Source organism: Paragemmobacter kunshanensis, from assembly GCF_011059185.1.
In the GTDB taxonomy this organism is placed as follows: Bacteria; Pseudomonadota; Alphaproteobacteria; order Rhodobacterales; family Rhodobacteraceae; genus Paragemmobacter; species Paragemmobacter kunshanensis.
Window position 1 is genome coordinate 278,476 of sequence record NZ_JAALFE010000001.1, and the last position, 23,181, is coordinate 301,656.

The 23,181-nt window shown below is 64.7% G+C and carries 19 protein-coding genes; 9 read left to right on the forward strand and 10 right to left on the reverse strand.

Going from position 1 to position 23,181, the window contains the following annotated elements; translation table 11 throughout:
* Nucleotides 1–28: 28 nt before the first annotated feature.
* The 7 genes from G5V65_RS01515 to G5V65_RS01545 form a co-directional block, all read right to left on the reverse strand.
* Nucleotides 29–1,237 (reverse strand): NAD(P)/FAD-dependent oxidoreductase, encoded by a 1,209-nt coding sequence (locus tag G5V65_RS01515; RefSeq protein ID WP_165046647.1) that lies wholly within the window; start codon nt 1,235–1,237, stop codon nt 29–31.
* The gene (locus G5V65_RS01520) at nt 1,234–2,052 is read right to left on the reverse strand and encodes an NAD-dependent epimerase/dehydratase family protein (RefSeq protein WP_165046648.1); all 819 of its coding nucleotides are present in this window, start codon (nt 2,050–2,052) and stop codon (nt 1,234–1,236) included. The genes G5V65_RS01515 and G5V65_RS01520 overlap by 4 nt, the downstream gene beginning before the upstream one ends.
* Nucleotides 2,049–3,272: a pyridoxal phosphate-dependent aminotransferase gene (locus G5V65_RS01525; RefSeq protein ID WP_206526617.1), complete on the reverse strand. Its 1,224-nt coding sequence runs from the start codon at nt 3,270–3,272 to the stop codon at nt 2,049–2,051. Before G5V65_RS01525 ends, G5V65_RS01520 begins: the two co-directional genes overlap by 4 nt.
* Entirely contained in the window at nt 3,269–4,891 is a 1,623-nt protein-coding gene (locus G5V65_RS01530; RefSeq protein WP_165046649.1) for a hydantoinase B/oxoprolinase family protein, read from the reverse strand. Before G5V65_RS01530 ends, G5V65_RS01525 begins: the two co-directional genes overlap by 4 nt.
* Nucleotides 4,888–6,975, reverse strand: a complete 2,088-nt coding sequence (locus G5V65_RS01535; protein ID WP_165046650.1) for a hydantoinase/oxoprolinase family protein — start codon at nt 6,973–6,975, stop codon at nt 4,888–4,890. Before G5V65_RS01535 ends, G5V65_RS01530 begins: the two co-directional genes overlap by 4 nt.
* Entirely contained in the window at nt 6,972–8,636 is a 1,665-nt protein-coding gene (locus tag G5V65_RS01540) for a thiamine pyrophosphate-binding protein (RefSeq protein WP_165046651.1), read from the reverse strand. The genes G5V65_RS01535 and G5V65_RS01540 overlap by 4 nt, the downstream gene beginning before the upstream one ends.
* 166 nt (nt 8,637–8,802) lie before the next feature.
* The gene (locus G5V65_RS01545) at nt 8,803–9,696 is read right to left on the reverse strand and encodes a LysR family transcriptional regulator (protein ID WP_165046652.1); all 894 of its coding nucleotides are present in this window, start codon (nt 9,694–9,696) and stop codon (nt 8,803–8,805) included.
* 105 nt (nt 9,697–9,801) lie between these two features.
* Between G5V65_RS01545 and ygiD the strand changes: the two genes are divergently transcribed.
* From ygiD to G5V65_RS01575, 6 genes are all read left to right on the forward strand, one after another.
* Entirely contained in the window at nt 9,802–10,623 is an 822-nt protein-coding gene (gene ygiD, locus G5V65_RS01550; RefSeq protein ID WP_165046653.1) for a 4,5-DOPA-extradiol-dioxygenase, read from the forward strand.
* 143 nt (nt 10,624–10,766) lie between these two features.
* The gene (locus G5V65_RS01555) at nt 10,767–11,930 is read left to right on the forward strand and encodes an ABC transporter substrate-binding protein (RefSeq protein ID WP_165046654.1); all 1,164 of its coding nucleotides are present in this window, start codon (nt 10,767–10,769) and stop codon (nt 11,928–11,930) included.
* A gap of 80 nt (nt 11,931–12,010) precedes the next feature.
* A complete protein-coding gene (locus G5V65_RS01560) occupies nt 12,011–13,015 on the forward strand; it encodes an ABC transporter ATP-binding protein (protein ID WP_165046655.1) in 1,005 nt (334 codons plus the stop codon).
* Nucleotides 13,012–13,953 carry an ABC transporter permease gene (locus tag G5V65_RS01565; protein ID WP_165046656.1) on the forward strand — a complete coding sequence of 314 codons (942 nt, stop codon included), beginning with the start codon at nt 13,012–13,014 and terminating at the stop codon, nt 13,951–13,953. Before G5V65_RS01560 ends, G5V65_RS01565 begins: the two co-directional genes overlap by 4 nt.
* Nucleotides 13,943–14,749 (forward strand): ABC transporter permease, encoded by an 807-nt coding sequence (locus tag G5V65_RS01570; RefSeq protein WP_165046657.1) that lies wholly within the window; start codon nt 13,943–13,945, stop codon nt 14,747–14,749. Before G5V65_RS01565 ends, G5V65_RS01570 begins: the two co-directional genes overlap by 11 nt.
* 37 nt (nt 14,750–14,786) lie before the next feature.
* The gene (locus tag G5V65_RS01575; protein WP_165046826.1) at nt 14,787–16,211 is read left to right on the forward strand and encodes a gamma-aminobutyraldehyde dehydrogenase; all 1,425 of its coding nucleotides are present in this window, start codon (nt 14,787–14,789) and stop codon (nt 16,209–16,211) included.
* An 8-nt stretch (nt 16,212–16,219) separates the two neighbouring features.
* Here G5V65_RS01575 and G5V65_RS01580 read toward each other — a convergent pair whose 3' ends face one another.
* The 3 genes from G5V65_RS01580 to G5V65_RS01590 form a co-directional block, all read right to left on the reverse strand.
* Nucleotides 16,220–17,371, reverse strand: coding sequence for a TIGR03862 family flavoprotein (locus tag G5V65_RS01580; protein WP_165046658.1), 1,152 nt, complete (start codon nt 17,369–17,371; stop codon nt 16,220–16,222).
* Nucleotides 17,372–17,450: 79 nt separating this feature from the next.
* On the reverse strand, nt 17,451–18,056 hold the full coding sequence (locus G5V65_RS01585) for an enoyl-CoA hydratase/isomerase family protein (protein WP_165046659.1): 606 nt from the start codon (nt 18,054–18,056) through the stop codon (nt 17,451–17,453).
* Nucleotides 18,053–18,811: an SDR family oxidoreductase gene (locus G5V65_RS01590; RefSeq protein WP_165046660.1), complete on the reverse strand. Its 759-nt coding sequence runs from the start codon at nt 18,809–18,811 to the stop codon at nt 18,053–18,055. Before G5V65_RS01590 ends, G5V65_RS01585 begins: the two co-directional genes overlap by 4 nt.
* 179 nt (nt 18,812–18,990) lie before the next feature.
* Between G5V65_RS01590 and G5V65_RS01595 the strand changes: the two genes are divergently transcribed.
* From G5V65_RS01595 to G5V65_RS01605, 3 genes are all read left to right on the forward strand, one after another.
* Entirely contained in the window at nt 18,991–20,493 is a 1,503-nt protein-coding gene (locus G5V65_RS01595; protein ID WP_165046661.1) for a DUF2125 domain-containing protein, read from the forward strand.
* A 178-nt stretch (nt 20,494–20,671) separates the two neighbouring features.
* Entirely contained in the window at nt 20,672–22,600 is a 1,929-nt protein-coding gene (locus tag G5V65_RS01600; protein WP_165046662.1) for a hypothetical protein, read from the forward strand.
* Nucleotides 22,601–22,676: 76 nt separating this feature from the next.
* Nucleotides 22,677–23,168: a type III secretion system chaperone gene (locus G5V65_RS01605; RefSeq protein WP_165046663.1), complete on the forward strand. Its 492-nt coding sequence runs from the start codon at nt 22,677–22,679 to the stop codon at nt 23,166–23,168.
* Nucleotides 23,169–23,181 lie beyond the last annotated feature (13 nt).

Here is a 23,181-nt window from a genome sequence, read left to right on the forward strand (position 1 = left end):
CGGGGCAAGCGGGACACTCCGGCCAGGTTCAGATCACGGCCTTTTCCAGGAAAGGCCGGTTTTCGACAACACGTTCATAGCCGACTTCGGACAGATCGAGGGAGCGGAAAGCGCCATAGGTGATCAGTTCGCTGACGCCGCGCCCGGCGGCCGGGCCCTGTTGCAGGCCATGGCCCGAGAAGCCGTTGGCGAAGATGAAATTCCGCACTTCGGGATGGCGACCGACGATCAGGTTGTGATCGAGGGTGTTGAAATCATAGTGCCCGGCCCATTGGTTCACGACCTTGATCGCCTCGAAGGCGGGGGATCTTTCGGCCAGCGCGGGCCAGATGAGGGTTTCGAATTCCTCCCAGCGCGGTTCGAAATCATCCCAGTCGACCGCCGGATCCTCAATCGGGGCGGCCCCGGTCAGGAAGAAGCGGCCTTCGGGGCGGCAGAAGACACCTGTCGGGTCGATCATCAGGGGCAGGCGGCCACCATTCACCGTGGCGGTTCCTTCGGGAGAGGTGGCGCAGTCGATCACGAAAAGGGTGCGCTTGCGCGGTTCGACCGGGATGTCGAGGCCCGCCATGCGCGCGGTCAGCGCCGCGCGGGGACCAGAGGCATTGACGATGGTGCCTGCGGCGATGACCTCGCCCGAACGCAGGGTGACGGAGGTGACGCTGTCGCCTTGCCGGGTGATGGCCATGACTTCATCGGTGACATATTCCGCGCCAAGTTCGCGCGCCTTGGCCTTGAAGCCGTTCATAAGGCCGGTGTTGGAGAACCAGCCCTCGCCCGAGCGGCCATAGGAGGCCAGGCGGATGTCATCGACGCGCAGATGCGGGAAAGCGCGTGAGAGTTCGTCCCGATCCCACAGCACGACGTCGGCACCGCAATCACGCTGCACGGCATGGTTTTCGCGCAGGGTCGTCTCTTGCGCCGGGGTTCGGGCAAGGAAGAGATAGCCGCCTTCGTGAAAGTTCAGATCGGGCGGTGCTTCGCCCCGGACCTGCATCGTTGTGGCGAAGTCGCGGATGAAGGCGCTGCCGAACTGGCTGATCCGGACATTGATGGGATTGGAGAATTGCGTGCGGATCGAGGAAGAGGACAGCGAGGTGGAAGCGCGGGAATAGGTCGGGTCGCGTTCGACCACGAGGATGGATCCCCCGAAATCGGGATTGGCCGCGAGGAAATAGGCGACGGCAGAACCGATCACCGCCCCGCCGACGATCACCACGTCATAGCGGCGCGTCATCTTGCAGGCTCGTCATCGGGGTGGCCGAGATCGACGAACCAGCCGCCGAGGCATTGCACGGCGGGGGCTTTCGGATCGGGTGTCGGGGTGCGCGCCTCGACCCCGGCGCGGAAGGGTTCGGTATTGTCCTGCGGGTGAAAGCCGAGATGCCCTGCAAGGCGGTTGTCGACGGGTTTCACCGCATTGTCGGACATCCCGAAGGCGACCGTGAAACCCACCCGCGGGGCGGTGAGCGCCGCAGTCACAAGGCGGACGCAATCGGCAAAGGACAACCAGGACCAGAGCATGCGCCGATCCGCCGGTTCCGGGAAGGACGAGAAGATGCGCAGGGCGGCGGTTTCGATGCCGAACTTGTCCCAGTAGAGACGGCCGAGATCTTCGACGAAGCATTTCGAAAGGCCATAGAGGCTGTCGGGGCGATGCGGGGCGTGGGCGTCGATCCGGTCTTCCAGCGCGTGATAGCCGATGGCATGGACGGATGAGGCATAGACGACCCGGCGGATACCGTGTTTCCGGGCCGCTTCGTAGATGTGATAGCTGCCGCGGATATTGGCGTTCAGCACCTCGTCCCAGGGGCGTTCAAGGGGGGCGCCACCGAAATGGACGATGGCATCGACGCCCTCGCACAGCCTGAGAATGGCGGCTTCATCGGCGAGATCGCAGATCACCGACTCTTCGTTCGGGCGGAGGTCGGCGATGGGGTTGATGTCGGAAAGGCGCAGCCGTTCGGCCAGCGGGGCAAGGCCATGGCGAAGCTCGGTGCCGAGGCGGCCCGCAGCGCCGGTGATCAGGATCGTCTGGAAAGGTTTGGTCATTTTGCCTCCGATAGGGCCGAGACCGCGCGGGCGATGCGGTCGATTGCGTCTTGCAAGAGGACGTCGGATGTCGCCGTCGAGATGCGGAAATAGGGGGAAAGGCCATAGGCCGCGCCCGGAACCGCGCCGACATGGGCGTGGTTGAGAAGATACTGCACGACGGCCGTGTCATCGGCCAGAAGACCGCCCGCAGGGGTGCGGCGGCCGATCAGGCCCGCGCAGCCGATATAAGCGTAGAAGGCGCCTTCGGGCGGGGCGAGGGTCAGGCCGGGGATGGCGTTGATCCCGCGCACCACAAGATCGCGGCGGCGTTCGAAGGCCGCGCGGAAGGTGGCGACGCAATCCTGCGGGCCGGTCAGCGCCGCCAGCGCCGCCGCCTGCATCGGGGCGGCGACCGAGGTGACGGACTGGCTTTGCACGGTGTTCATCGCCCGGATCAGGGCGGACGGCCCGGCAGCATAGCCTATGCGCCAACCCGTCATCGCATAGGCCTTGGCCACGCCGTTCACGATCAGGCTGCGCGGGCGCAGGTCGGGGCAGGCCCGGGCGAAGGACAGGAAGGAGCGCCCGTCGAAGAGGATATGTTCGTAAATCTCATCCGAGAGGACCATGATCTGCGGATGCCGTGCCAGAACCGCGCCGAGCGCCTGAAGTTCCGCTTCGGAATAGACCGCGCCCGAGGGATTGCCGGGCATGTTCAGGAACAGCCAGCGTGTGCGCGGGGTGATCGCGGATTGCAGGATTTCCGGGGTCAGGCGAAAGCCGCCTTCCGCCGGGCAGACCGGCATGACGGGTGTGCCGCCCAGCAGTTTGACCATTTCGGGATAGCTGACGAAGTAGGGGGCGGGAAGGATCACCTCATCCCCGTCGTTCAGCGTGGCCATCAGGGCGTTGAAGATGATCTGCTTGGCCCCGTTCGCCACGGTGATGTCATCGGGCGAACAATCGAAGCCGTTCTCGTTGCGGAACTTCGCGGCGATGGCGGCCCGCAGGGCGGGTGTGCCTGCCGCGGCGGTGTAGAGGGTCTGCCCGGCAAGCGCGGCGTCGTGGGCTGCCTCGATCACATGGCGGGGCGTGGGGAAATCGGGTTCGCCAAGGCCCAGGTCGATGACGTCGGTGCCCTGCGCCCGCAGGGCGCGCGCGGCGAGCGAGGCCGCCATGGAGGCAGACGGCTTGACCGCGGAAAGGCGGCTTGCCAGCTGGATTTCGGACGCGGTCATTCCGGTTTTTCCGTCACATAGCCCTTGGACAGGTCGTTTGCGTGGGCCTCGGGGCTGCGGCGGGCCGGATCGCCGAAGCCACCGCCGCCGGGCAGTTGCAGCACGAGGCGGCGTCCTTCGGGGACATGCTGCCAGCCCTTTGGCCGAAGCCGGGTGCCATCGTCCAGCGCCACGCTGCCTGCTGCGCCGGGACGGCCGCCATCGCGGCCCAGCGCGGGGTGGTTGACGCGATCGAACATGGCGGAGAAGTCGAATTCATGGTCGGTATCGGCCTCGATCTCGATGATCTGGCCAAGGCCGCCGCGATATTCGCCCGCGCCGCCGCTGTCGGGGCGGAGTTCCTTGCGCCAGATGATGACGGGGCCGGTCTGTTCCGTCGCCTCGATCGGCATGGTCATCACGCCCGAGGGGAAGGCTGTGGCAGACAGACCGTCGAGCCCGGGCCTTGCCCCCATGCCGCCGGAGTTGAACATCAGGATTTCGGCCCGGCGGCCGGTCTTGCCGGCGGCGGGGCGCACCGACATGTGGATGTTCCAGAGCGCTGCCGCGCCTTCGGCAAGGACGCGGCCGGGCAGCGCCTTGGCCAGCGCGCCAAGGACAAGATCCGGCACCAGATGGCCGATCACATGGCGGACCGAGACGGGGGCGGGGAACGGGGCGTTCAGGATGTTTTCGGGCGAGGAGATGGTGAAGGCGGCCAGCGAGGCCCAGTTGTTGGGGATATCGGGCGCGATCACGCATTTCAGCGCGTAGGAGGCATAGGCCTTGGTATAGATGATGGGCACGTTGATGCCCCAGCGGCTGACCGGGGATGAGCCGTCGAAATCCACATTCACGCTGTCGCCCGCGATCCGCACCCGGGCGGCAAGGCGGACGGGTTCGTCATAGCCATCGGTATCCAGCACATTGTCCCATGCCCCTTGCGGCAGGGCGCGGATACGGTCAAGCGTGGCGGAAGCCGTGCGGGCAAAGATGAACGCGCCGAGGTCATCAAGGCTGGTCAGGCCGATTTCCGACATCATGTCGATCAGGCGGCGGTGGCCGACATCGTTGCAGGCGGCCAGCGAGTAGAAATCCCCCACCACCTGATTGGGTTCGCGCACATTGGCCCGCAGCAGGGCGATCAGGGTTTCGTTTACCTTGCCGCGTTCTGCGAATTTCATGATGGGGATCTGGATCCCCTCTTCATAGACCGATTTGCCATCGGCCCCGAAGCCGCGCCCGCCGACATCGACGACATGGGCGGTGCAGGCGAAGAACCCCACCAGCCTGTCACCCAGGAAAGAGGGAGAGACCATCGTGATGTCGTGCAGGTGGCCCGTGCCCTTCCACGGATCGTTGGTGACATAGGTATCGCCCGGATACATGGCATCGCGGCCGATCTCTTCGATGAAATGCAGCACGGCCTCGGCCATGGTGTTCACATGCCCGGGCGTGCCGGTGACGGCCTGCGCCAGCATCCGGCCCTGCGGATCGAAGACCCCGGCGGAAAGGTCGCCCGCCTCGCGGACACTGGTGGAAAAGGCGGTGCGGAGCAGGGTCATCGCCTGTTCCTCCACCACCGAGATCAGGCGGTTCCACATCACCTGCATGCGGATTTCAAGGGTCGAGTCGGTCATGCCTGCACCCCTTTGCGGATCATCAGGAGCGAGCCGTCATCCTGCATCACCACATCGAAGGGTGAGGTGACGACCGTCGCGGTTTCGCGTTCGACGATGATGACGGGGCCATGGGCGCGCATGCCTGCGCCCAGGGCGGCACGGTCGAGAATGCCGGTTGGCAGGCTTTCGCCCCGGGTCGGATCGAAGACAAGGCGGGTTTCCGGCGCAGCAACGGTGCCGCGGCCTTCGGTCAGGCGGACGGGGGTTGCGGCGGGGCGCCTGTCCTGCGCCTTGACCGAGAAGGTGACGATCTCGATTTCCAGCCCATCCAGCCCGTCGATCGCGCGCCCGAAGAAGCGGGCGTAGCATTGGCGGAAGCTGTCGGCGAGATGGGCGGTATCGGCCGCGGTGAAGGCACGGTCAGGCAGGGTGACCGGGATTTCCCAGCCCTGCCCCGCATAGCGCATGAAGGCGGTGATCTCGCGCCCGATCGCGCCATCCGTTCCCTTGCGCACGAAGCCTTCGGCGGTGGATTTCAGATCGTCGATCAGGGCGTTGACGGTGGCGGGATCGAAGGCTGAAAGCCGGATCACGCGAGAGGCGAGCGCCTCGTATCCGAAGGGGGCCTTGAGAAAGCCGATGGCAGAACCGACGCCCGCACCCGGCGGGATCAGGCAGCGGTCGATGCCCAGCTTTTCACACAGCCGCGCGGCATGCAGCGGGGCCGCGCCGCCGAAGGCGACCATGATGTTGTCCGAGATGTTCTTGCCATTCTCGACAGCATGGACACGGGCGGCATTGGCCATGTTTTCATCGACCACCTCGGAGATGCCGAAGGCGGCGGGCAGGATATCAAGGCCAAGCCTTGCGCCGACATCGCGTGCGATGGCTGCCCCGGCCTTTTCGGACGACAGGGGAATGGCACCGCCTGCGAAATTGTCGGGGTCGATCTTGCCGAGGACAAGGTCGGCATCGGTGATCGCCGGACGTTCCCCGCCACGCTGATAGCAGGCGGGGCCGGGTTCGGAGCCGGCGCTTTCCGGGCCAGTCTGGATGCGGCCGAGGGAATCGACCCAGGCGATGGAACCGCCACCTGCGCCGATCTCGATCATCTCGATCACGGGGATGGAGATGGGCATGCCCGATCCCTTGCGGAAACGGTAGGTGCGCGCGACTTCGAAGCTGCGAGCGGTCTTGGGCTGAAAGCCTTCGATCAGGCAGATCTTGGCGGTGGTTCCGCCCATGTCATAGCTGACGACCTTTTCGAGTTCGAAGCGCTGGGCCACGTCGGCGGCGAAGATCGCCCCGCCTGCCGGGCCGGATTCCACAAGGCGCACCGGGAATTCGGCAGCGGTTTCCACGGAGATCAGCCCGCCACCGGAATGGATCATGAAGACCGGGCAGCGCGCACCCATCGCCCGGAGCCGGGATTGCAGGCGGCCAAGGTAATCGGCCATCTGGGGGCGGACATAGGCATTGGCGCAGACGGTGTTGAACCGTTCGAATTCGCGCATCTGGGGCGAGACGTCGGAGGAAAGGGAGATCGGCAGATCCACGGTGGCGGCGATGATGTCGCGCGCGCGGCGTTCGTGATCGGGATTGACGTAGGAATGGATGAACCCGATGGCGACTGCGCGATAGTCGCCTTCGGCGATCTGCCGGGCCACCCTGCGCAGGCCTTCTTCATCCAGCGGGGCCAGTTCGCGCCCCTGCGCGCCGATACGCCCGGCCACGGTGAAGCGGTCTTCGCGCGGAACGAGGGGTTCGGGCAGGCGAAGGTTCAGGTCATATTGTTCGAAGCGGTTTTCGGTCCGCATCTCGAGGACGTCGCGATACCCCTCGGTCGTGACAAAGGCCGTGCGCGCGCCGCGCCGTTCGATCAGCGCATTGGTGGCGAGGGTGGTGCCGTGGATGACGATGTCGAGGTCGGAGATGGGAATGCCCGCCTCGCCCAGCACGATGTCGATCCCGTCGAGGATGGCTTGTTCGGGCGCGGCATAGTTCGTGAGGATCTTGGTGGAAAAGATCCTGCCACCGCATTCCAGGGCGATGTCGGTGAAGGTGCCGCCGATATCGGCGCCAAGCCGGATGGCCGAGGTCATTTCTTTTCCTTTGCCGCAAGGGCCGCGGCGCGCATCTGGGAGAGGGTCTGACGCGGAGTCAGGGCTTCGGGCGAGATGTCGAGATCGAGGACGGCGCCGGTGCCGGAGGCAAGGGCGCGGGCGAAGGCGGGGGCGAAATCCTCGGTCCGGGCGACGCGTTCGGCGTGGAAGCCATAGGCGCGGGCGAGGGCCGCGAAATCCGGGTTCTCAAGCGTCGTGCCCGAAACGCGGGCCGGGTAGTTCCGTTCCTGATGGGCGCGGATCGTGCCATAGGTGCCGTTGTTCAGGATCAGGACGATGGGCTGTGCCCCGGCCTGCATCGCCGTGCCGAGTTCCTGGCAGTTCATCTGGAAATCGCCATCCCCGGCAAAGCAGACGACGGTGCGCCCGGGATGGGCGACCTTGGCGGCGATGGCCGCCGGAAGGCCATAGCCCATGGCGCCCGATTGCGGGGCAAGGAGGCGGGCTTCGGGGCCGAACTTGTAGAACTTGTTGGGCCAGACGGTGAAGTTGCCCGCCCCGTTGGTGAGGATCGCGTCGGCGGGCAGCACGTCGCGGAGATGGGCGGTGACAAGGCCCATGTCCACGGGCGACGGCTGCAGCGGCAGGTCGAAGCCTGCCTCCCATGCGGCCCGGGCGCGCGCGCGCCAGTCTGCCCATGGCCCCGAAACCGGCTGCAAGGCGGCAGCAAAGGCGTTGGGGCCGGCATGAATGCCCAGGACGGGCTGATAGATCTTGCCGATCTCCCTGTCGGATCCATGCACATGGATCAGCCTCTGTTTTGGAACGGGCACATCGAGCAGGGTGTAGCCATCGGTCGTCATCTCGCCAAAGCGGATGTTGATGGCGAGGATCGTGTCGGCGTCGCGGATCAGGGCGCGCACGTTCGGGGGCATGCCGACACCCGCCTCACCGGAATAGACGGGGGAGAAGTTGTCGAACTGGTCCTGATAGCGGAAGGCCGCGATGACGGGGATGTCGGAGGTTTCGGCGAAAATCTGCAGGGCGCGGCGGCCTTCGGCCGACCAGTTGCACCCCCCGATCAGGACGACAGGGCGTTGCGCGGCGCGCAGCATGTCCAATGTCTCGGCCACGGCATCGGCGGTGGGGGCGGGTTCCGTCAGCCGGGGCGGTGCCGCCAGCGGTGCAGCGGAGGAGAGGCTTGTCAGCATGTCTTCGGGCAGGGCGATGACAACGGGGCCGGGCCGCCCCGAAAGGGCGGTGGACCAGGCGCGCGCCAGGATTTCGGGGATGCGGTCGACATGGTCGATCTCGACCGCCCATTTCGCGACGGTGCCGAACATGGCGCGATAGTCGATTTCCTGAAACGCCTCGCGGCCGCGCATGTCGGTTCCGACCTGCCCGACAAAGACAAGCATCGGGGCACTGTCCTGCATGGCAGTGTGAATGCCGATGGAGGCATTGGTGGCGCCGGGGCCGCGCGTGACCATGCAAAGGCCGGGCTGGCCCGTGAGCTTGCCCCAGGCGGCCGCCATGAAGGCCGCGCCGCCTTCGTTCCGGCAGAGAACGAAATCCAGCTTGCCCGCCGTATCATGCAAGGCATCCAGAACGGCGAGATAGCTTTCGCCCGGAACGCCAAAGGCCCTGGTTGCCCCGAGTGCGACGAGGGATTGAACCAGAAGCTGCCCGCCGTTTTGCATGTTCTTCACCCTTTTCCCCGGATCCTGGCGGGGGCCATGCCGCCATCATCGCCCATTCTTGCCGCAGGTCGGGTGCGGAAGAAATCAAGTAATCCATGCGATCGACAAGTTTATCTTGCCGATCAGGCAGCGTCCGCATGGCAACCGCGCGATCCTGGGCGCGGATTCACAGAAGGCCGGAGGCGCGAAGGTCTTCGGCGGCGAAGTCGATCAGCGCGCGGATCTTGCGCGGCAGGACGCGGCCTTCGAGATAGACGGCGCTGAGGGGGCTTTCCTCGGCGGGCCACTGGGGCAAGAGCTGCACGAGTTGCCCGGCAGCAAGGGCATGGGACGCTGCGAAGGGTGGAACAAAGGCAAGGCCCTGCCCCTTTGCCGCGAGTTCCACCGCCGCGCGGGCCGAATTGACATGGAACCTGCCACGGACCTTTGCGATGCCGTCCGGACCTGTGCCAAACACCCAAAGGCGCGGGTTTCTGCGGTTGCTGTCGATGATGCAGGCATGCGCGGCAATGTCGGCCGGGCTTTGGGGCGCGCCGTGGCGGGCGATGTAATCCGGACTGGCCACGAGGATGGAGCGGAACAGGCCCAGCCTGCGCGCCTTGAGCGACTGGGTGTCGATGCGGCCAAGGCGAAAGGCGAGATCCGTCCCTTCGACCGCAAGATCGACATGGCGATCCGTCAGGCGAAGATCGAAGGACAGGCCGGGATGGCGGCGCGAGAAGCGTTCCAGCATGCCGCAGACCCAGATTTCGCCAAAGGTGACGGGGGCGGAAATGCGGATCACCCCGGAAAAGCCGCGCGCGCCTTCCGACACGCTGCCGATGAGATCGGCCAGATCGTCAAGCAGCGCCGGGGCGCGGGCGAGCAATTCCTCGCCCGAGGGGGTAAGGCCGACCCGGCGGGTGGTGCGCTGCAAGAGGCGCGTGCCGAGGCGGGATTCGAGTTCGGCCACGTATTTCGAGGCCAGGCGGTTGGACATGCCCAGTTGCGCCGCCGCAGCAGTGAAGGAGCCCGATTGCGCCGTGGCCACGAAGGCGCGGAGTTGGTCGATGAGGTCCATCTTCTATCTGGAATGTTTTGTTCCCATTCATTCCATAAAATCTTCATTTCATACATAGCGGTCAAGGATTAGCTTTTCCCGAAGGCAAAGAACGGGAGAGAACCGATGAGCGCCCATAGCGATCTTCAGGCATTGCGGGACCGGCTGAAACCATCGGCGCGGATGCCGGTTGTCTTTCTGGGCCATGGCAGCCCGATGAACGCGCTGGAGGATACGGCCTATAGCCGTGCCTGGACGGCGCTTGGGAAAAGCCTGCCCGAGCCGGCGGCGATCCTTGTCGTTTCGGCGCATTGGATGACGAAGGGGACGACGCTGGTCGATGTTTCGGCCCTGCCGCGCACGATCCATGATTTCTACGGCTTTCCCGATGCGCTTTATGCGATGGACTATCCCGCCCCCGGCGCGCCGGAGCTTGCGCGGGAAGTGACAAGCCTGCTGTCGAGCCACCATTCCGCCGAGGATGATACCTGGGGCCTTGATCACGGGGCCTGGACGGTGCTGCGGTTTCTTTATCCCGATGCGAAGGTGCCGGTCTTCCAGATCTCCATCGACATGGGGCGTGGGCTTGCGCATCAGCTTGAGGTGGGGCGCACCCTTTCGGAATTGCGGGATCGGGGCGTGCTGATCCTTGGATCGGGGAATGTGGTTCACAACCTGCGCGCGATGCGGATGGGCGGACAGCCGCTGGATTTCGCGGTGGAGTTCGACAAGCTTTTCGCCGACAGGCTGGAGGCGCGCGATCTGGACCGGCTGGCAGACCGGGCGGGACTGGGGACGCTGCTGCAGATGGCGCATCCGACGGTGGATCACTACATGCCCGCGCTGACGATCGCGGGCGCATCGGATGCGCGCGACAGGCTGACCTTCATGACCGATGCGATCGACCTGGGTTCGGTGTCGATGCGATCCTTCGTCTTTCACGCGTGAACCGGGGATGAGCTATCGGAATTTCCGAAAGCACCCATCAGCGTTTTGATATTGCGAATTGGCCCAAGGCGAATACCGTTCCGTGGCATGATCGGGCAACCGGCTTTCCGCGCGTGCGGCGCTCTCACAGGGAGAAATTCGGCATGAACAAGAAAACGTTGAAACTGACGGCTACAACCGCCATCGCCTTGGTCTCGGCGATGTCCCCTGCCCTTGCGCAGATGACCGAGGTGGGGCCCGGCGAAGGCGCGCTTTCGATCGTGGCCTGGGCTGGCTATGTGGAGCGGGGCGAGACGGATCCGGCCTTCGACTGGGTGACGAAATTCGAGGAAGCCTCGGGCTGCAAGGTCAGCGTGAAGACGGCCAATACCTCGGACGAGATGGTTGCCCTGATGAACGAGGGGGGCTTCGATCTGGTGACGGCGTCGGGCGACGCGTCGCTGCGGCTGATCGCGGGGGGCCGGGTGCAGGAGATCAACAAGGACCTGATCCCGTCCTGGTCGACCATCGACCCGCGCCTGCAGGATGCGCCCTGGCATACCGTGGACGGCAAGCATTATGGCGTGCCCTATATGTGGGGGCCGAATGTCCTGATGTACAATACCGAGGTGTTCAAGGAAGCGCCGACCTCGTGGAATGTGGTGTTCGAGGAGCAGACGCTGCCCGATGGCGCATCGAACAAGGGCCGGGTGCAGGCCTATGACGGCCCGATCCATATCGCCGATGCGGCGCAGTACCTGATGTTCCACAAGCCGGAACTGGGCATCACCTCGCCCTATGAGTTGAACGAGGATCAGTACAAGGCGGCGCTGGATCTGCTGCGCGGGCAGCGTGAGCTTGTCGGGCGTTACTGGCATGACGCCTTCATCCAGATCGACGACTTCAAGAACGAGGGGGTGGTCGCCTCGGGTTCCTGGCCGTTCCAGGTGAACCTGCTGAAGGCCGGCGGCGCGCCGGTGGCTTCGGTGATCCCGCAGGAAGGCGTGACGGGCTGGGCCGATACGACCATGCTGCATGTCGACAGCGAACATCCGAATTGCGCCTATATGTGGTTCGAGCATCAGCTTTCGTCGAACCTGCAATCCGATCTTTCGGTCTGGTTCGGGGCGAACCCGTCGGTTCCTGCCGCCTGCACCGACGGGCGCGGCATGCAGACGGCCGAGGGCTGCACCACGAACGGGCTGGATGATTTCGACAAGGTCCGCTTCTGGACGACGCCGGTTGCCGACTGCTCGCAGGGGGAGGATACCTGCGTGCCCTATTATCGCTGGGTCTCGGATTATATCGGCGTGATCGGCGGGCGCTGAGCGCCCTTCATCGCAGAAAATGGGGTGCGCGCCCAGGCGCGCGCACCCGTTCCTGTCCTTTACCCCATCGGACCCGATCCATGACCGCTGCCGTCGAGTTTTCAGGCGTTTCACGACATTTCGGCACTGCCTCTGCCCCCGTGAAGGCGGTGGACGGCGTCGATCTGACCATAGCGGAAGGGTCATTCTTCGCGATGCTGGGGCCATCCGGTTCTGGCAAGACAACCTGCCTGCGGCTGATTTCGGGGTTCGAGAAGCCGACGGGCGGGGTGATCCGCATCTTCGGGCAGGATGTCAGCGACATTCCCCCGAACCGGCGCAACGTGAATACGGTGTTCCAGGATTACGCGCTGTTTCCGCACATGAATGTGCGCGACAACGTGGCCTATGGGTTGATGGTCAAGGGCGTGGATCGGCGCAGCCGCAATGACCGGGCCGAAGAGATGCTGTCGCTGGTCAAGCTGGACGGATATGCCGACCGCAAGCCGGGGCAATTGTCCGGCGGGCAGAGGCAGCGGGTGGCGCTGGCGCGGGCCCTGGTGAATGAGCCGCGCGTGCTGCTGCTGGACGAACCGCTGGGCGCGCTGGACCTGAAGCTGCGCGAAGCGATGCAGGACGAGTTGAAGGCCTTGCAGACCCGGCTTGGCATCACCTTCGTCTTCGTGACGCATGATCAGGGCGAGGCGTTGTCGATGGCCGACAGCCTTGCCGTGTTCAATGAAGGCAAGATTGCACAGATCGGGACGCCCGCAGATATCTATGCCCGTCCGCGCACGCGGTTCGTTGCGGATTTCGTGGGATCTTCGAACGTTCTGACACCCGAGGTGACGCGCGCCTTCGGCGGGCCTGCGAAATGGTCTTCGCTGCGGCCCGAGGCGCTGCGCCTGACGGCGGCGGATGGCGTGGCGCTTGCGGGGCAGGTGACGGCGATCCGCTATCTGGGGGCGGGAAGCCGGGTTTCCGTGGCCCTGCCGGGCAGCGAGATCGCCCTTCTGGTGCCGGCGGGCGAGGCCCTGCCGGAACAGGGCGCGACGGTCGGACTGGCCTTTGATCCGGCGGCCCTGCACATCATGGACGAGGCATGACCGACGCACCCGCCATCCTGCCCGAGAGGGGCCTTGGTGACCGGCTGACCGCGCTGTTCTGGCGGCATCCGCGGCTGTTGCTGGCGGTGCTGCTGACACCGCCGCTGCTGTGGCTGGGGGTGGTCTATCTGGGATCGCTGTTCGCTCTGCTGTTGCAGAGTTTCTATTCGATCGACGAGTTCTCGGGCATGGTGAAGGAGGAATTCACCCTCAAGACCTATGCCGAACTGTTCCGGGCGCAGAACCTGGATATCATCCTGCGCACGCTGCTGATGTCGGCTGCCGTCACCATCGGTTGCGCGGTGATCGCCTTTCCCATCGCCTATTACGCGGCCCGCTTTGCCAAGGGCAAATGGAAGGCCGTGTTCTATCTGGGGGTCATGCTGCCGCTGTGGTCTTCCTATCTGGTGAAGGTCTATGCGTGGAAGCTGATCCTGGCGAAGGAAGGCATCATCACCTGGGCTGCCGAAGGGGTGGGCCTTTCGATGATCCTGAATGCCATCCTTGCCATTCCGGGGATCGGCGGGAATTCCCTGTCCACCAGCCCGATGGGCACCTTCATCGTCTTTGTCTATGTCTGGCTGCCCTACATGATCCTGCCGATGCAGGCCTCGCTGGAGCGTGTGCCCACATCCATGCTGGAAGCCTCGGCCGATCTTGGCGCATCGCGGGCACAGACCTTCCGCACGGTGATCCTGCCGCTGGCCATGCCGGGGGTGATCGCCGGGTCGATCTTTACCTTCTCGCTGACCATGGGCGACTACATCATCCCGCAGATCGTGGGGACATCGGCGCGCTTCATCGGGCTGGCCGTCTATCAATTGCAGGGCACGGCGGGGAACATCCCGCTGGCCGCGGCCTTTGCCGTGGTGCCGATCCTGATCATGCTGGTCTATCTGACCATCGCGAAACGGAAGGGGGCGTTCGATGCACTCTGACCGCGCGTCATGGGGATTGAAGATCGCCGCCATCGGGGGGCTGCTGTTCCTGCATCTGCCGATCCTTCTGATCTTCCTTTACGCCTTCACGACCGAGGACAAATCCTATCAGTTCCCGCCGCCCGGACTGACGACCCAGTGGTTCGCTGTGGCCTGGAACCGCGAGGATATCTGGCCGCCGCTTTACCTTTCGCTTTGGGTGGCGAGTGTTGCGACCTTCATCGCCATGATCCTTGGCACGCTGGTTTCTGCCGCCATGGCGCGGACGGGGTTCTTCGGGCGCGAACAGATCAGCCTCTTGATCATCCTGCCCATCGCCCTGCCGGGCGTCATCACCGGCATGTCGCTGCGATCGGCCTTTTCGATCATGGATATCCCGTTTTCCACATGGACCATCATCCTCGGCCACGCGACGTTCTGCATCGTGATCGTCTACAACAATGCGGTTGCCCGGTTCCGCCGCCTGTCGGGCGGGATCCTTGAGGCCTCTGCCGATCTTGGCGCGAACAGTTTCCAGACCTTCCGCTATGTCCTGCTGCCGAACCTTGGCACGGCGCTGCTGGCGGGCGGGATGCTGGCCTTCGCGCTGTCCTTCGACGAGGTGATCGTGACCACCTTCACCGCAGGCCAGCAAAGCACCCTGCCCATCTGGATGCTGCAGGAACTGGTTCGCCCGCGCCAGCGGCCGGTGACCAATGTGGTGGCCATCGTCGTTTTCCTTGCCACCTTCGTGCCGATCCTCATCGCCTATTACCTGACCCGCGGCGGATCCGAGACCGCCGGCGCGGGCAAATGACAAAAGGGAGGTCCACATGGACAGCGCAGCCAAGACCATCGACACCCAGCTTCTGATCGGCTCTGCCTTCGAGGCCGGGCAGGAAGCGAAGGAGCAGATCCTGAACCCGCGGACGGGGGGGCTGATCCTTGAGGTGCCCGAAGCATCGACCGCGCAGGTGGACAGGGCGGTGGCGGCGGCGCGGGCGGCCTTTGACGGCTGGTCACGCACCACGCCCGCGGAACGCGCGGGGGCGCTTTTGCGGATTGCCGACCGGATCGAGGCCGAGGCCGCGGGATTCGCGGCGCTGGAGGCGCTGAACTGCGGCAAGCCGATCAATGCCGCCCTGAATGACGAGATCCCGGCCATCGTGGATTGCTTCCGCTTCTTTGCCGGGGCGGTGCGCTGCCAGCATGGCGCCGTGGCGGGGGAATATCTCTCGGGCCATACCAGCATGATCCGGCGCGATCCGGTGGGGGTGATCGCCTCTATCGCGCCGTGGAACTATCCGCTGATGATGATGGCGTGGAAGCTGGGCCCGGCCATCGGCGGCGGCAATACGGTTGTCTTCAAGCCTTCGGAACAGACGCCGCTGACCGCGCTGAAGATGGCGCGCATCCTGGCCGAGGAACTGCCCGAGGGCGTGGTGAACGTGATCGCGGGCCGGGGGCAGACGGTGGGCAACTATCTGATCAACCACCCGCAGGTGGACATGATCAGCCTGACGGGCGATGTGGCGACGGGCAAGAAGATGCTGGATGCCGCGGCGAAGACGGTGAAGCGCACGCATCTGGAACTGGGCGGCAAGGCGCCGGTTCTGGTGTTCGATGATGCCGATATCGGTTCGGTCGTCGAAGGGTTGCGGGCGTTTTCCTTTTACAATGCCGGGCAGGATTGCACGGCGGCCTGCCGGGTGTATGCGGGCAAGAAGGTTTATGAGAACCTGGTGGCCGATCTGACATCGGCGGCGGCGTCCATCGTGCTGGGGGCAGAGGATGACACGACGAACGAGATCGGCCCGCTGATCAGCCAGCGCCAGCGCGACCGGGTGGCGAGTTTCGTGAACCGCGCGCGCGAGTTGAACCATGTGCAGATCACCACGGGCGGCGAGGTGATGGATCAGGGATATTACTACAAGCCGACGGTGGTGGCAGGGGCCACCCAGCAGGACGAGATCGTCCGGCGCGAGGTGTTCGGGCCGGTGGTTTCGGTGACGCCGTTCACGGATGTGGATGAGGCCGTGGCCTGGGCCAATGACAGCGATTACGGTCTGGCGTCATCGGTCTGGACGCGCGATGTCGGCCGGGCGATGGCGACGGCGGCGCGGCTGCGCTATGGCTGCACCTGGATCAACACGCATTTCATGCTGACCAACGAGATGCCGCATGGCGGGTTGAAGCAATCCGGCTATGGCAAGGACATGTCGGCCTATGCGCTGGAGGATTACACCGTCGTCCGGCATGTGATGGTGAAGCACGGGTAGGGCGGGGTTTACCCCGCCTTCGCCGCCGCCCGCCCGGCCCAGCGCCCGGTGGCCCAGCAGCCTGTCAGAAGATAGCCGCCGGTCGGGGCCTCCCAGTCCAGCATCTCGCCGCAGGCGAAGATGCCCGGCAGGGCGCGCAGTTCCAGCGCATCGGTCAGGGCGTCGCGGCGGATACCCCCGGCTGACGAGATCGCCTCGGCCAGGGGGTTGGGTTCCGAAAGCGGGATGGGAAGGGCCTTGATCGCCTGTTCCAGCGGCAGGGTGCGGCCGAATTCCATGACAAGGGCCGCCGCCACGGGGGAGAGGCCCAGCTTGCGCAGATGGTTGGCGCGCGATTGCCCGGCGCGGAGGCGGGCGATGCGGGCAACGAGACCCGGCAGGGGAAGATCCGGCATCAGATCCAGCGCGAGCGGCGCGCCGTCGCGCAGCGGGCGAGAGAGGGCGTAGATCCCCCCGCCTTCGATGCCGCGCGCCGTGACGACGAATTCGCCGCGATCCCGGAAGGGCCCTGCCATCAGCATGGCCCCCTTGACCGGCTGGCCGAAATGCGGGGCCATATGGGCGGACCAGGCGACGCGAAAGCCCATATTGGCCGGGCGGAACGGGGCGATGTCGACCCCTGCCGCGCGCAGCCACGGCACCCAGGCCGCGTCAGAGCCGAGACGGGGCCAGCTGGCCCCGCCCAGCGCCAGAACGGTGACGGCAGGACGCAGAAGCGCGGCCCCCGAGGGGGTTTCGAAGCGGAGCGTCTTTCCCCCTTCTTCGATCCCGGTCCAGCGCCAGCGGGTGCGCAGGTCCACCCCCGCCGCGCCAAGCCGGGCGAGCCAGGACCGCAGCAGCGGCGACGCCTTCATCGCGGTGGGAAAGACGCGGCCAGAGGAACCGACGAACACCTCTTGCCCCAGCGCGCGGCACCAGTCCTGCACCTGATCGGGGCCGAATTCGGCCAGCATGGGGGCGAGCCAGTCGCTGTCATAGGCAGCGGCGAAACGGGCGGGGGGTTCGGTCTTTGTCACGTTCAGGCCGGATTTGCCGGCCATCAGGAACTTGCGCCCCGCCGAGGGGCAGGCTTCGCAGATCGTGACCTGTCTGCCGGCGGCGGCCAGCATCTCGGCCGCCATGAGCCCGGCCGGGCCTGCCCCGATCACCAGCGCGTCCATCCTGCCCCCTTCCGGCGGTTCGCCTGCCCAAGCGGCGCGGTTCTACGCCAGCGACCGGGCCAAGGCCAGAGGCGCGGGATCAGAACATGGCCTTCATGCGCCGGACATGGCCCGGATCGGCCCCCAGCGCATCCGCCGCCAGACCCAATGCGGTGGCGACGGCATCCTCGCCGATGGCATCCAGAAGGCCCCAGTCCAGCGCCATATCCGCCGTGATGCGTTCACCGGCCAAAAGGATGCGCCGCGCCCGCGACGGCCCCACGAGCGCCGCAAGGCGGCGGGGATCGGAGGGCTGGGGAAGATAGCCCCGCTTCATCACGGGATAGAAGAATTCCGCCCGGGCAACGGCGGCGCGCAGATCGCAGGCAAGCGCCATGCCAAAGGCGCCCCCGGCCAGCGTGCCGTTCAGGGCGGCGATGGTCAGGCCGGGATAGGCGGCGATGCGGGCGGACAGCACCTCCCATTCCGGGGCGGAGCCGAGGCCCTGCGCCATGCCATCGAGATCGGCCCCGGCGGAGAAGACCTTGCCCGCACCAGTCAGGATCAGGACGGAGATCCCATCAGCCGCGGCGCGGGCCACGGCGGTATCAAGCGCGGCGAGCATGTCGCGCGTCAGGGCATTGGCCTTGTCGGCGCGATCAAGGATGAGCAGCCGCGCGCCCTGCCGATCTTCTGCCCGGATCATGCGATCAGCCCCACGGCCTTGCGCACCCCGACATCCCGCAGGGAAACATCCTGCCCCAGCCAGGGATCGGCGTCGGGCCCGCACATCCAGACGAGCGTTCTTGCCGGCCAGTCGGCCGGGATATGGACCGAAGGGTCAAGCTGGCTGACCGGGTTGATGCCGGATGCCTTGATCCTGACCTGCATGTCGGTGGCGACGGTTCCGGGCGACAGGCCAAGGATGCGAAGGCCATGTGCACCTTCCTCCAGATGCCCGGCGCGGGTGAGCATGAGCGCCCCGGCCTTGCCGGCGCAATAGGCGCTCCAGCCTTCCAGCGGGTTGGTTGCGGCGCCGGAGGAGACGTTGATGATGGTGCCACCACCCTGCGCGCGCATGGGGGGGATGACCGCCTTCATGCCGTGGAAGACGCCCTTGAGGTTGATGTCGATGCTGTGGCCCCATGCCGCGGGATCGGCCTCGGCAATGTGGGAGATCGGGTCGATCACCCCGGCATTGTTGATCATCACGTCGATCCGGCCAAAGCGCGCGAGAACGGCCCCGATGGCCGCATCGACGGCACCCCAATCGGCCATGTCGCAGGGCAGAGCCATGGCATCGGGGCCGATGTCCCGGGCAAGGGCCGTGATCCGCGCCGCATCGCGGGCCATGGCCACCACATGGGCCCCCTGCGCGGCGAAGGCCTGCAGCGCGGCCGCCCCGATGCCCCGGCTTGCCCCGGTGATCACGACGACTTTTCCCGACAGGTTGCGATTCATCTTGCCCGCCTCACTTTCGGCTTCCATAATTTTGCCACCGAGTTAACACATGCACGCACGGCGATGGAATGCCTTGACCCGAAAAGACCGGGAGAGGATGCTTCGCCCCGAATTCTTTTTGCACCGAAACGAGGTTCATTATGATCATCCGCAGGTTGGCTGGCAGCACTGCCATTGTCATGCTTTTCGCCGCGCCGGCCCTTGCCGACGTCACCCCGGAGCAGGTTTGGGAGAACTGGCTGGCCCTGTCGCAGAGCAGCGGCCAGACCGTGACCACCGAAAGCGTGGAACGCGACGGGGATACGCTGGTCGTTACCGGCATGAAGATGGAATTCGCGCAGGAAGGCGTTTCGGGCAGCGGCAGCATCGACGAGTTGCGCTTTCAGGATGCCGGGGATGGCACCGTCGTCGTGACCATGTCGGACAGCTATCCCTTCGACATGACGATTGATCCGGTTGAAGAGGGCGAGGAACCGACGAGCCTGCGGATCGAGATCAACCAGCCCGGCATGACGGTGACGGCCAGCGGCGACGAGACCGAGACGAGCTATGATTTCACAGCACCGGAAATCACCGTGGCGCTGGACAGCATCGAGGGCGTCGATGCCGAGGCCGTCAACCTGACCGCCGAGGCGGTGCTGGCCAATGTGACCGGCAAGTATCTGGTCTCGCCGGGCGAGGGCGAGGAATCGACGCTGGTGTCGAGCTTTGCCGCCGAGAGCATGACCGTGACCGCGGAAGGGGCCGATCTGGCCACCGAGGGCGAGGCGCCCGAGATGGCCGGTCCGTCGGCGCTGAAGCTGAACCTGACGATGGCAGATCTGACCGGCACGACCAACGGCACCTTCCTTGGTTCGGCGGCGATGATCGACATGGCGGCGGCGCTGAAGGCCGGTTTCGCGACGGACGGCACCTTCAATGCAGGGGCCACGACCTATGACATGGAAGTGACCGAAGCCGCCGGCGTGACCAAGATCACCGGCACGGGCGAGAGCAGCACGCTGGGCTTTGCGATGGATGCAACGCAGCTTGCCTATTCGGGCGGGGCGACCGGCGTGACCATGACGATGACCGCGCCCGAGATCCCCTTCCCGTCGCTGAACATCGCCTATTCCGAGGCTTCCTTCGGCTTCAGGATGCCGGTTTCCAAGACCGATGAGCCTGCCGAATTCTCGTTCCTGACGCGGCTGGTTGACCTGACGGTTTCCGAGGAAATCTGGGCCATGATCGACCCGACCAACCAATTGCCGCGCGACCCGGCGACGCTGGTGATCGACACCAAGGGGACGGGCAAGCTTTCCTACGACATCATGGATCCGGCGGCGATGGAAGCCATGGGCGAACAGCCCCCGGGGGAACTGAACTCGCTCGACATCACCGAACTGCGGGCGAAGATCGCGGGTGCGGAACTGACGGGTTCGGGCGCGCTGACCTTTGACAACAGCGATCTGGTGACCTTTGGCGGCGTGCCCGCCCCGACCGGCAAGGTGGATCTGAAGCTGGTGGGCGGCAACACGCTGATGGACAAGCTGGTGGCGATGGGCCTGCTGCCCGAGGATCAGGTGATGGGCTTCCGCATGATGCTGTCGATGTTCGCCAATGCCACGGGCGAGGACGAGCTTTCCTCGACGCTGGAATTCAAGGATGGCGGGTTCTTCGCAAACGGCCAGCGGCTGCAGTAAGGCCAAGGGTCCGCGCGGCCCGGCAAGGCCCCCGCCATCGGCGGGGGCCTTTCTCTTTGTGTCGATCGTCACTTCCGGCTGTGCGCCAGTCTCTGGACGAGTGCCGTAAAGCACACGGTCCGCCCCTTCAGAGGATCATGCTCCGTGCAAGTTCACCCATGATCTTACGAGGGACACGATGGTCAATGACGTAGGCAAGGTCCGCATCCCCAACCTGAACCTGGCAAATCTGCCCGATGCGCCGGGCAATGGCGCAAGTCTTACCACGCATACCGAAAAGGCGCCGCGCCTGGGCGTCGACAAGCTGTTCATAGGCATCAAGGCATTCGGCAAGTTTGCCTTGGGCGAGGGATCCTATTCCAGCATCCGCCAGGAGCTGAAGGCCGAGGTCATCAAGACCAAGATGGAAGACCGGATGGAGCGGCTTGCCACCCGGCTCCATGCCCCGGATGAGGAAAAGTCCCGCCATCTGGCAGAATGGAAGGATGGATACTTTGCCCGCAAGTTCAACCTGCCGACGAAACCGACAGGTTTCCTGAACGTGCTGGACAATATGGAAATGAAGGCCGCAGGCAAGACCAAGGGCCTGCACGAACATGTATCCGAACTTGGTGACCTTGCGCCCAAGAAGGAATTGTCCGGTAACAAGGATGCCACTGCTGCACATTTCGCGAATGTGGCCGAAAGGATCATCCGCGAGTTGGATCTGAAGGGAATTGAACCCGAGAACCGGGGGGCCGTCTTCGGGGAGGTTTTCCCGGAACTGGTGGTCAAGATGATGGATCTGACCCGGTCAAAGCTGCTTGACCCGGCCCAGTTCGAAGAGGCCGCGCGGCGTTTCACCTCTGACTCGCGCATGGACAAGGCCGAGATCATGCAGATCATCGCCGATACCCTGTCTGACCTGCGCAACCCGGATTCGGATCTGGCCATGCGGATCAAGGTGACGGGTTTCGAGAATTTCGTCGGCGAACTGCAGAATCTTCCAGCCGAAGGCCAGACCAACTTTCTTCGCGATACAGCGTCGAATGAACTGAACCTGACCGGAGCCGCGATGGGCGGTTACGAAATGGCCAATCTGACCCGGAATTTCATCAGCACCCTGCCGCAGAACAACGGCTTTGTGTCGCTTCGGGAAACGGTTGCCGAAATGGGCGAGCGGCTGCCCGGCAGCCAGATCAAGTTTGCCAATCTGACCTCTCCGGTCACTGTTCGCAATCTGGGCACGCTGGCCAATCAGTTGATCTCGGCGATCCGCAAGGAAGACATGGCAACCGAATTCCGCCGCTTCGTCGCGGATGTCATGGATACGATCAAGTCGCAGTACAGCGCGGAGGAAATCGACAGCGACATTGCCCTGCGCGCCCACAGGATCTTTTCCGAATCCAGCGTCGTCCTGCGCTTCGTTACACCCGAAGTGGCGATTGGCAAACTGGACGGGCAAGACGCGCAGCGCGCGCTGATCGTGCTGAGCCAGTTCATCCAGGCGGTCGCAAACGACAACGATGCACCGGATGGCTTCGATCAGGGAATGACGCAGGCCTATAACGAAGTGAAGACCAGCCTTCGCGAACGACTGAAGGATTTCCTGGTCTTCCTCAAGGTTCCGACGCCAGAGCAATTCAGCAAGGATCTGAAGGAGATCGACCTTATCAAGGAAAGCCGTGTCGATGAGAACGAAATGAAGGAGGTGATGGATCCGACCATCATCACCGACGATGACGACGAGGAGATTCTGGTCGAAACGGGCGATGTCGATCTTGAAACGCTGAACGCGCAAAGGCTGGTCGATGCCAAATCCACCTTTGCGACGAAACCGGTCGCATCGAAGGAGGACAATGTGTTCGATGAAATCGACTCGCTTCTCGAAACGCTTCCGAACCCTTCAAGCAACGAGGACGTCGGGACGGGAAGTGAGGTGATCGGGGGGGATGGCCTCGATCTTGATGAACTGCTGGAAGACGACACTGCGAATACCGGTCAGGTGCAGATCGAAGAGCGCCGCGTGAACCCGCCCATTTCGCAAGAGGACCAGAAGGTGCTGGACGACTTCAACGAGTTCCTGAAGGACCTCGACGCGCCCGCGCAGGACAAGAAACCCAACTGACCCGACATGTCCATGGCGGGCGCCGCAAGGGGCCTGCCCTACCCACCGCAACCCTTTCATACGGGAGCCCGAACCCATGATCAGTGCCAATCACGCCCTGGATACGCTGGCCCGCAAGCTTGGCCTTCCCGCGCTTGCCTTTACCGAGGATCAGGTCGGTATCGACGTGATGCCCGAACTGACCATCTTCCTCAGCCGGTTGGATGACACCACCCTGGAGGCAAGCTGCCTGATCGAACATCTTGGCCATCCCGATGCCGCGATGATGCAGGCGATGCTTGAGGCGAACCATCTTGGCGGGGCCGTCGGGGCGGGGCGCCTTGCGCTGGATGGGGACACGGGGGATGTGATCCTGTGCGAAAGCTGGAACCTGTCGGAACTTGACCCCGCGGCCCTGGAAACCCGGTTTGACATCTTTGCCAATACCGCGGCCTTCTGGCTGACTGCCGGGACGGAGGGCCTGCTGGAACGGGGCAACACGCTGCGCGCAGCGCGTTCGGAAGATGCGGGCCTTGCACCCGATCCATCGCTGGATGAAGGGCAACAGCCCGTCTTCATGCGTCTGTGACAGGCGCGTTCCT

Bases quoted from the DNA above. Each gene is read 5' to 3' on its own strand.
- G5V65_RS01580 (WP_165046658.1), bottom strand. From the start codon at position 17,371: ATGGACGCGCTGGTGATCGGGGCAGGCCCGGCCGGGCTCATGGCGGCC.
- G5V65_RS01535 (WP_165046650.1), bottom strand. From the start codon at position 6,975: ATGACCTCGGCCATCCGGCTTGGCGCCGATATCGGCGGCACCTTCACC.
- G5V65_RS01540 (WP_165046651.1), bottom strand. From the start codon at position 8,636: ATGCAAAACGGCGGGCAGCTTCTGGTTCAATCCCTCGTCGCACTCGGG.
- G5V65_RS01605 (WP_165046663.1), top strand. From the start codon at position 22,677: ATGATCAGTGCCAATCACGCCCTGGATACGCTGGCCCGCAAGCTTGGC.
- G5V65_RS01560 (WP_165046655.1), top strand. From the start codon at position 12,011: ATGACCGCTGCCGTCGAGTTTTCAGGCGTTTCACGACATTTCGGCACT.
- G5V65_RS01530 (WP_165046649.1), bottom strand. From the start codon at position 4,891: ATGACCGACTCGACCCTTGAAATCCGCATGCAGGTGATGTGGAACCGC.
- G5V65_RS01520 (WP_165046648.1), bottom strand. From the start codon at position 2,052: ATGACCAAACCTTTCCAGACGATCCTGATCACCGGCGCTGCGGGCCGC.
- G5V65_RS01565 (WP_165046656.1), top strand. From the start codon at position 13,012: ATGACCGACGCACCCGCCATCCTGCCCGAGAGGGGCCTTGGTGACCGG.
- ygiD (WP_165046653.1), top strand. From the start codon at position 9,802: ATGAGCGCCCATAGCGATCTTCAGGCATTGCGGGACCGGCTGAAACCA.
- G5V65_RS01555 (WP_165046654.1), top strand. From the start codon at position 10,767: ATGAACAAGAAAACGTTGAAACTGACGGCTACAACCGCCATCGCCTTG.
- G5V65_RS01590 (WP_165046660.1), bottom strand. From the start codon at position 18,811: ATGAATCGCAACCTGTCGGGAAAAGTCGTCGTGATCACCGGGGCAAGC.
- G5V65_RS01525 (WP_206526617.1), bottom strand. From the start codon at position 3,272: ATGACCGCGTCCGAAATCCAGCTGGCAAGCCGCCTTTCCGCGGTCAAG.
- G5V65_RS01600 (WP_165046662.1), top strand. From the start codon at position 20,672: ATGGTCAATGACGTAGGCAAGGTCCGCATCCCCAACCTGAACCTGGCA.
- G5V65_RS01515 (WP_165046647.1), bottom strand. From the start codon at position 1,237: ATGACGCGCCGCTATGACGTGGTGATCGTCGGCGGGGCGGTGATCGGT.
- G5V65_RS01570 (WP_165046657.1), top strand. From the start codon at position 13,943: ATGCACTCTGACCGCGCGTCATGGGGATTGAAGATCGCCGCCATCGGG.
- G5V65_RS01585 (WP_165046659.1), bottom strand. From the start codon at position 18,056: ATGATCCGGGCAGAAGATCGGCAGGGCGCGCGGCTGCTCATCCTTGAT.
- G5V65_RS01595 (WP_165046661.1), top strand. From the start codon at position 18,991: ATGCTTTTCGCCGCGCCGGCCCTTGCCGACGTCACCCCGGAGCAGGTT.
- G5V65_RS01545 (WP_165046652.1), bottom strand. From the start codon at position 9,696: ATGGACCTCATCGACCAACTCCGCGCCTTCGTGGCCACGGCGCAATCG.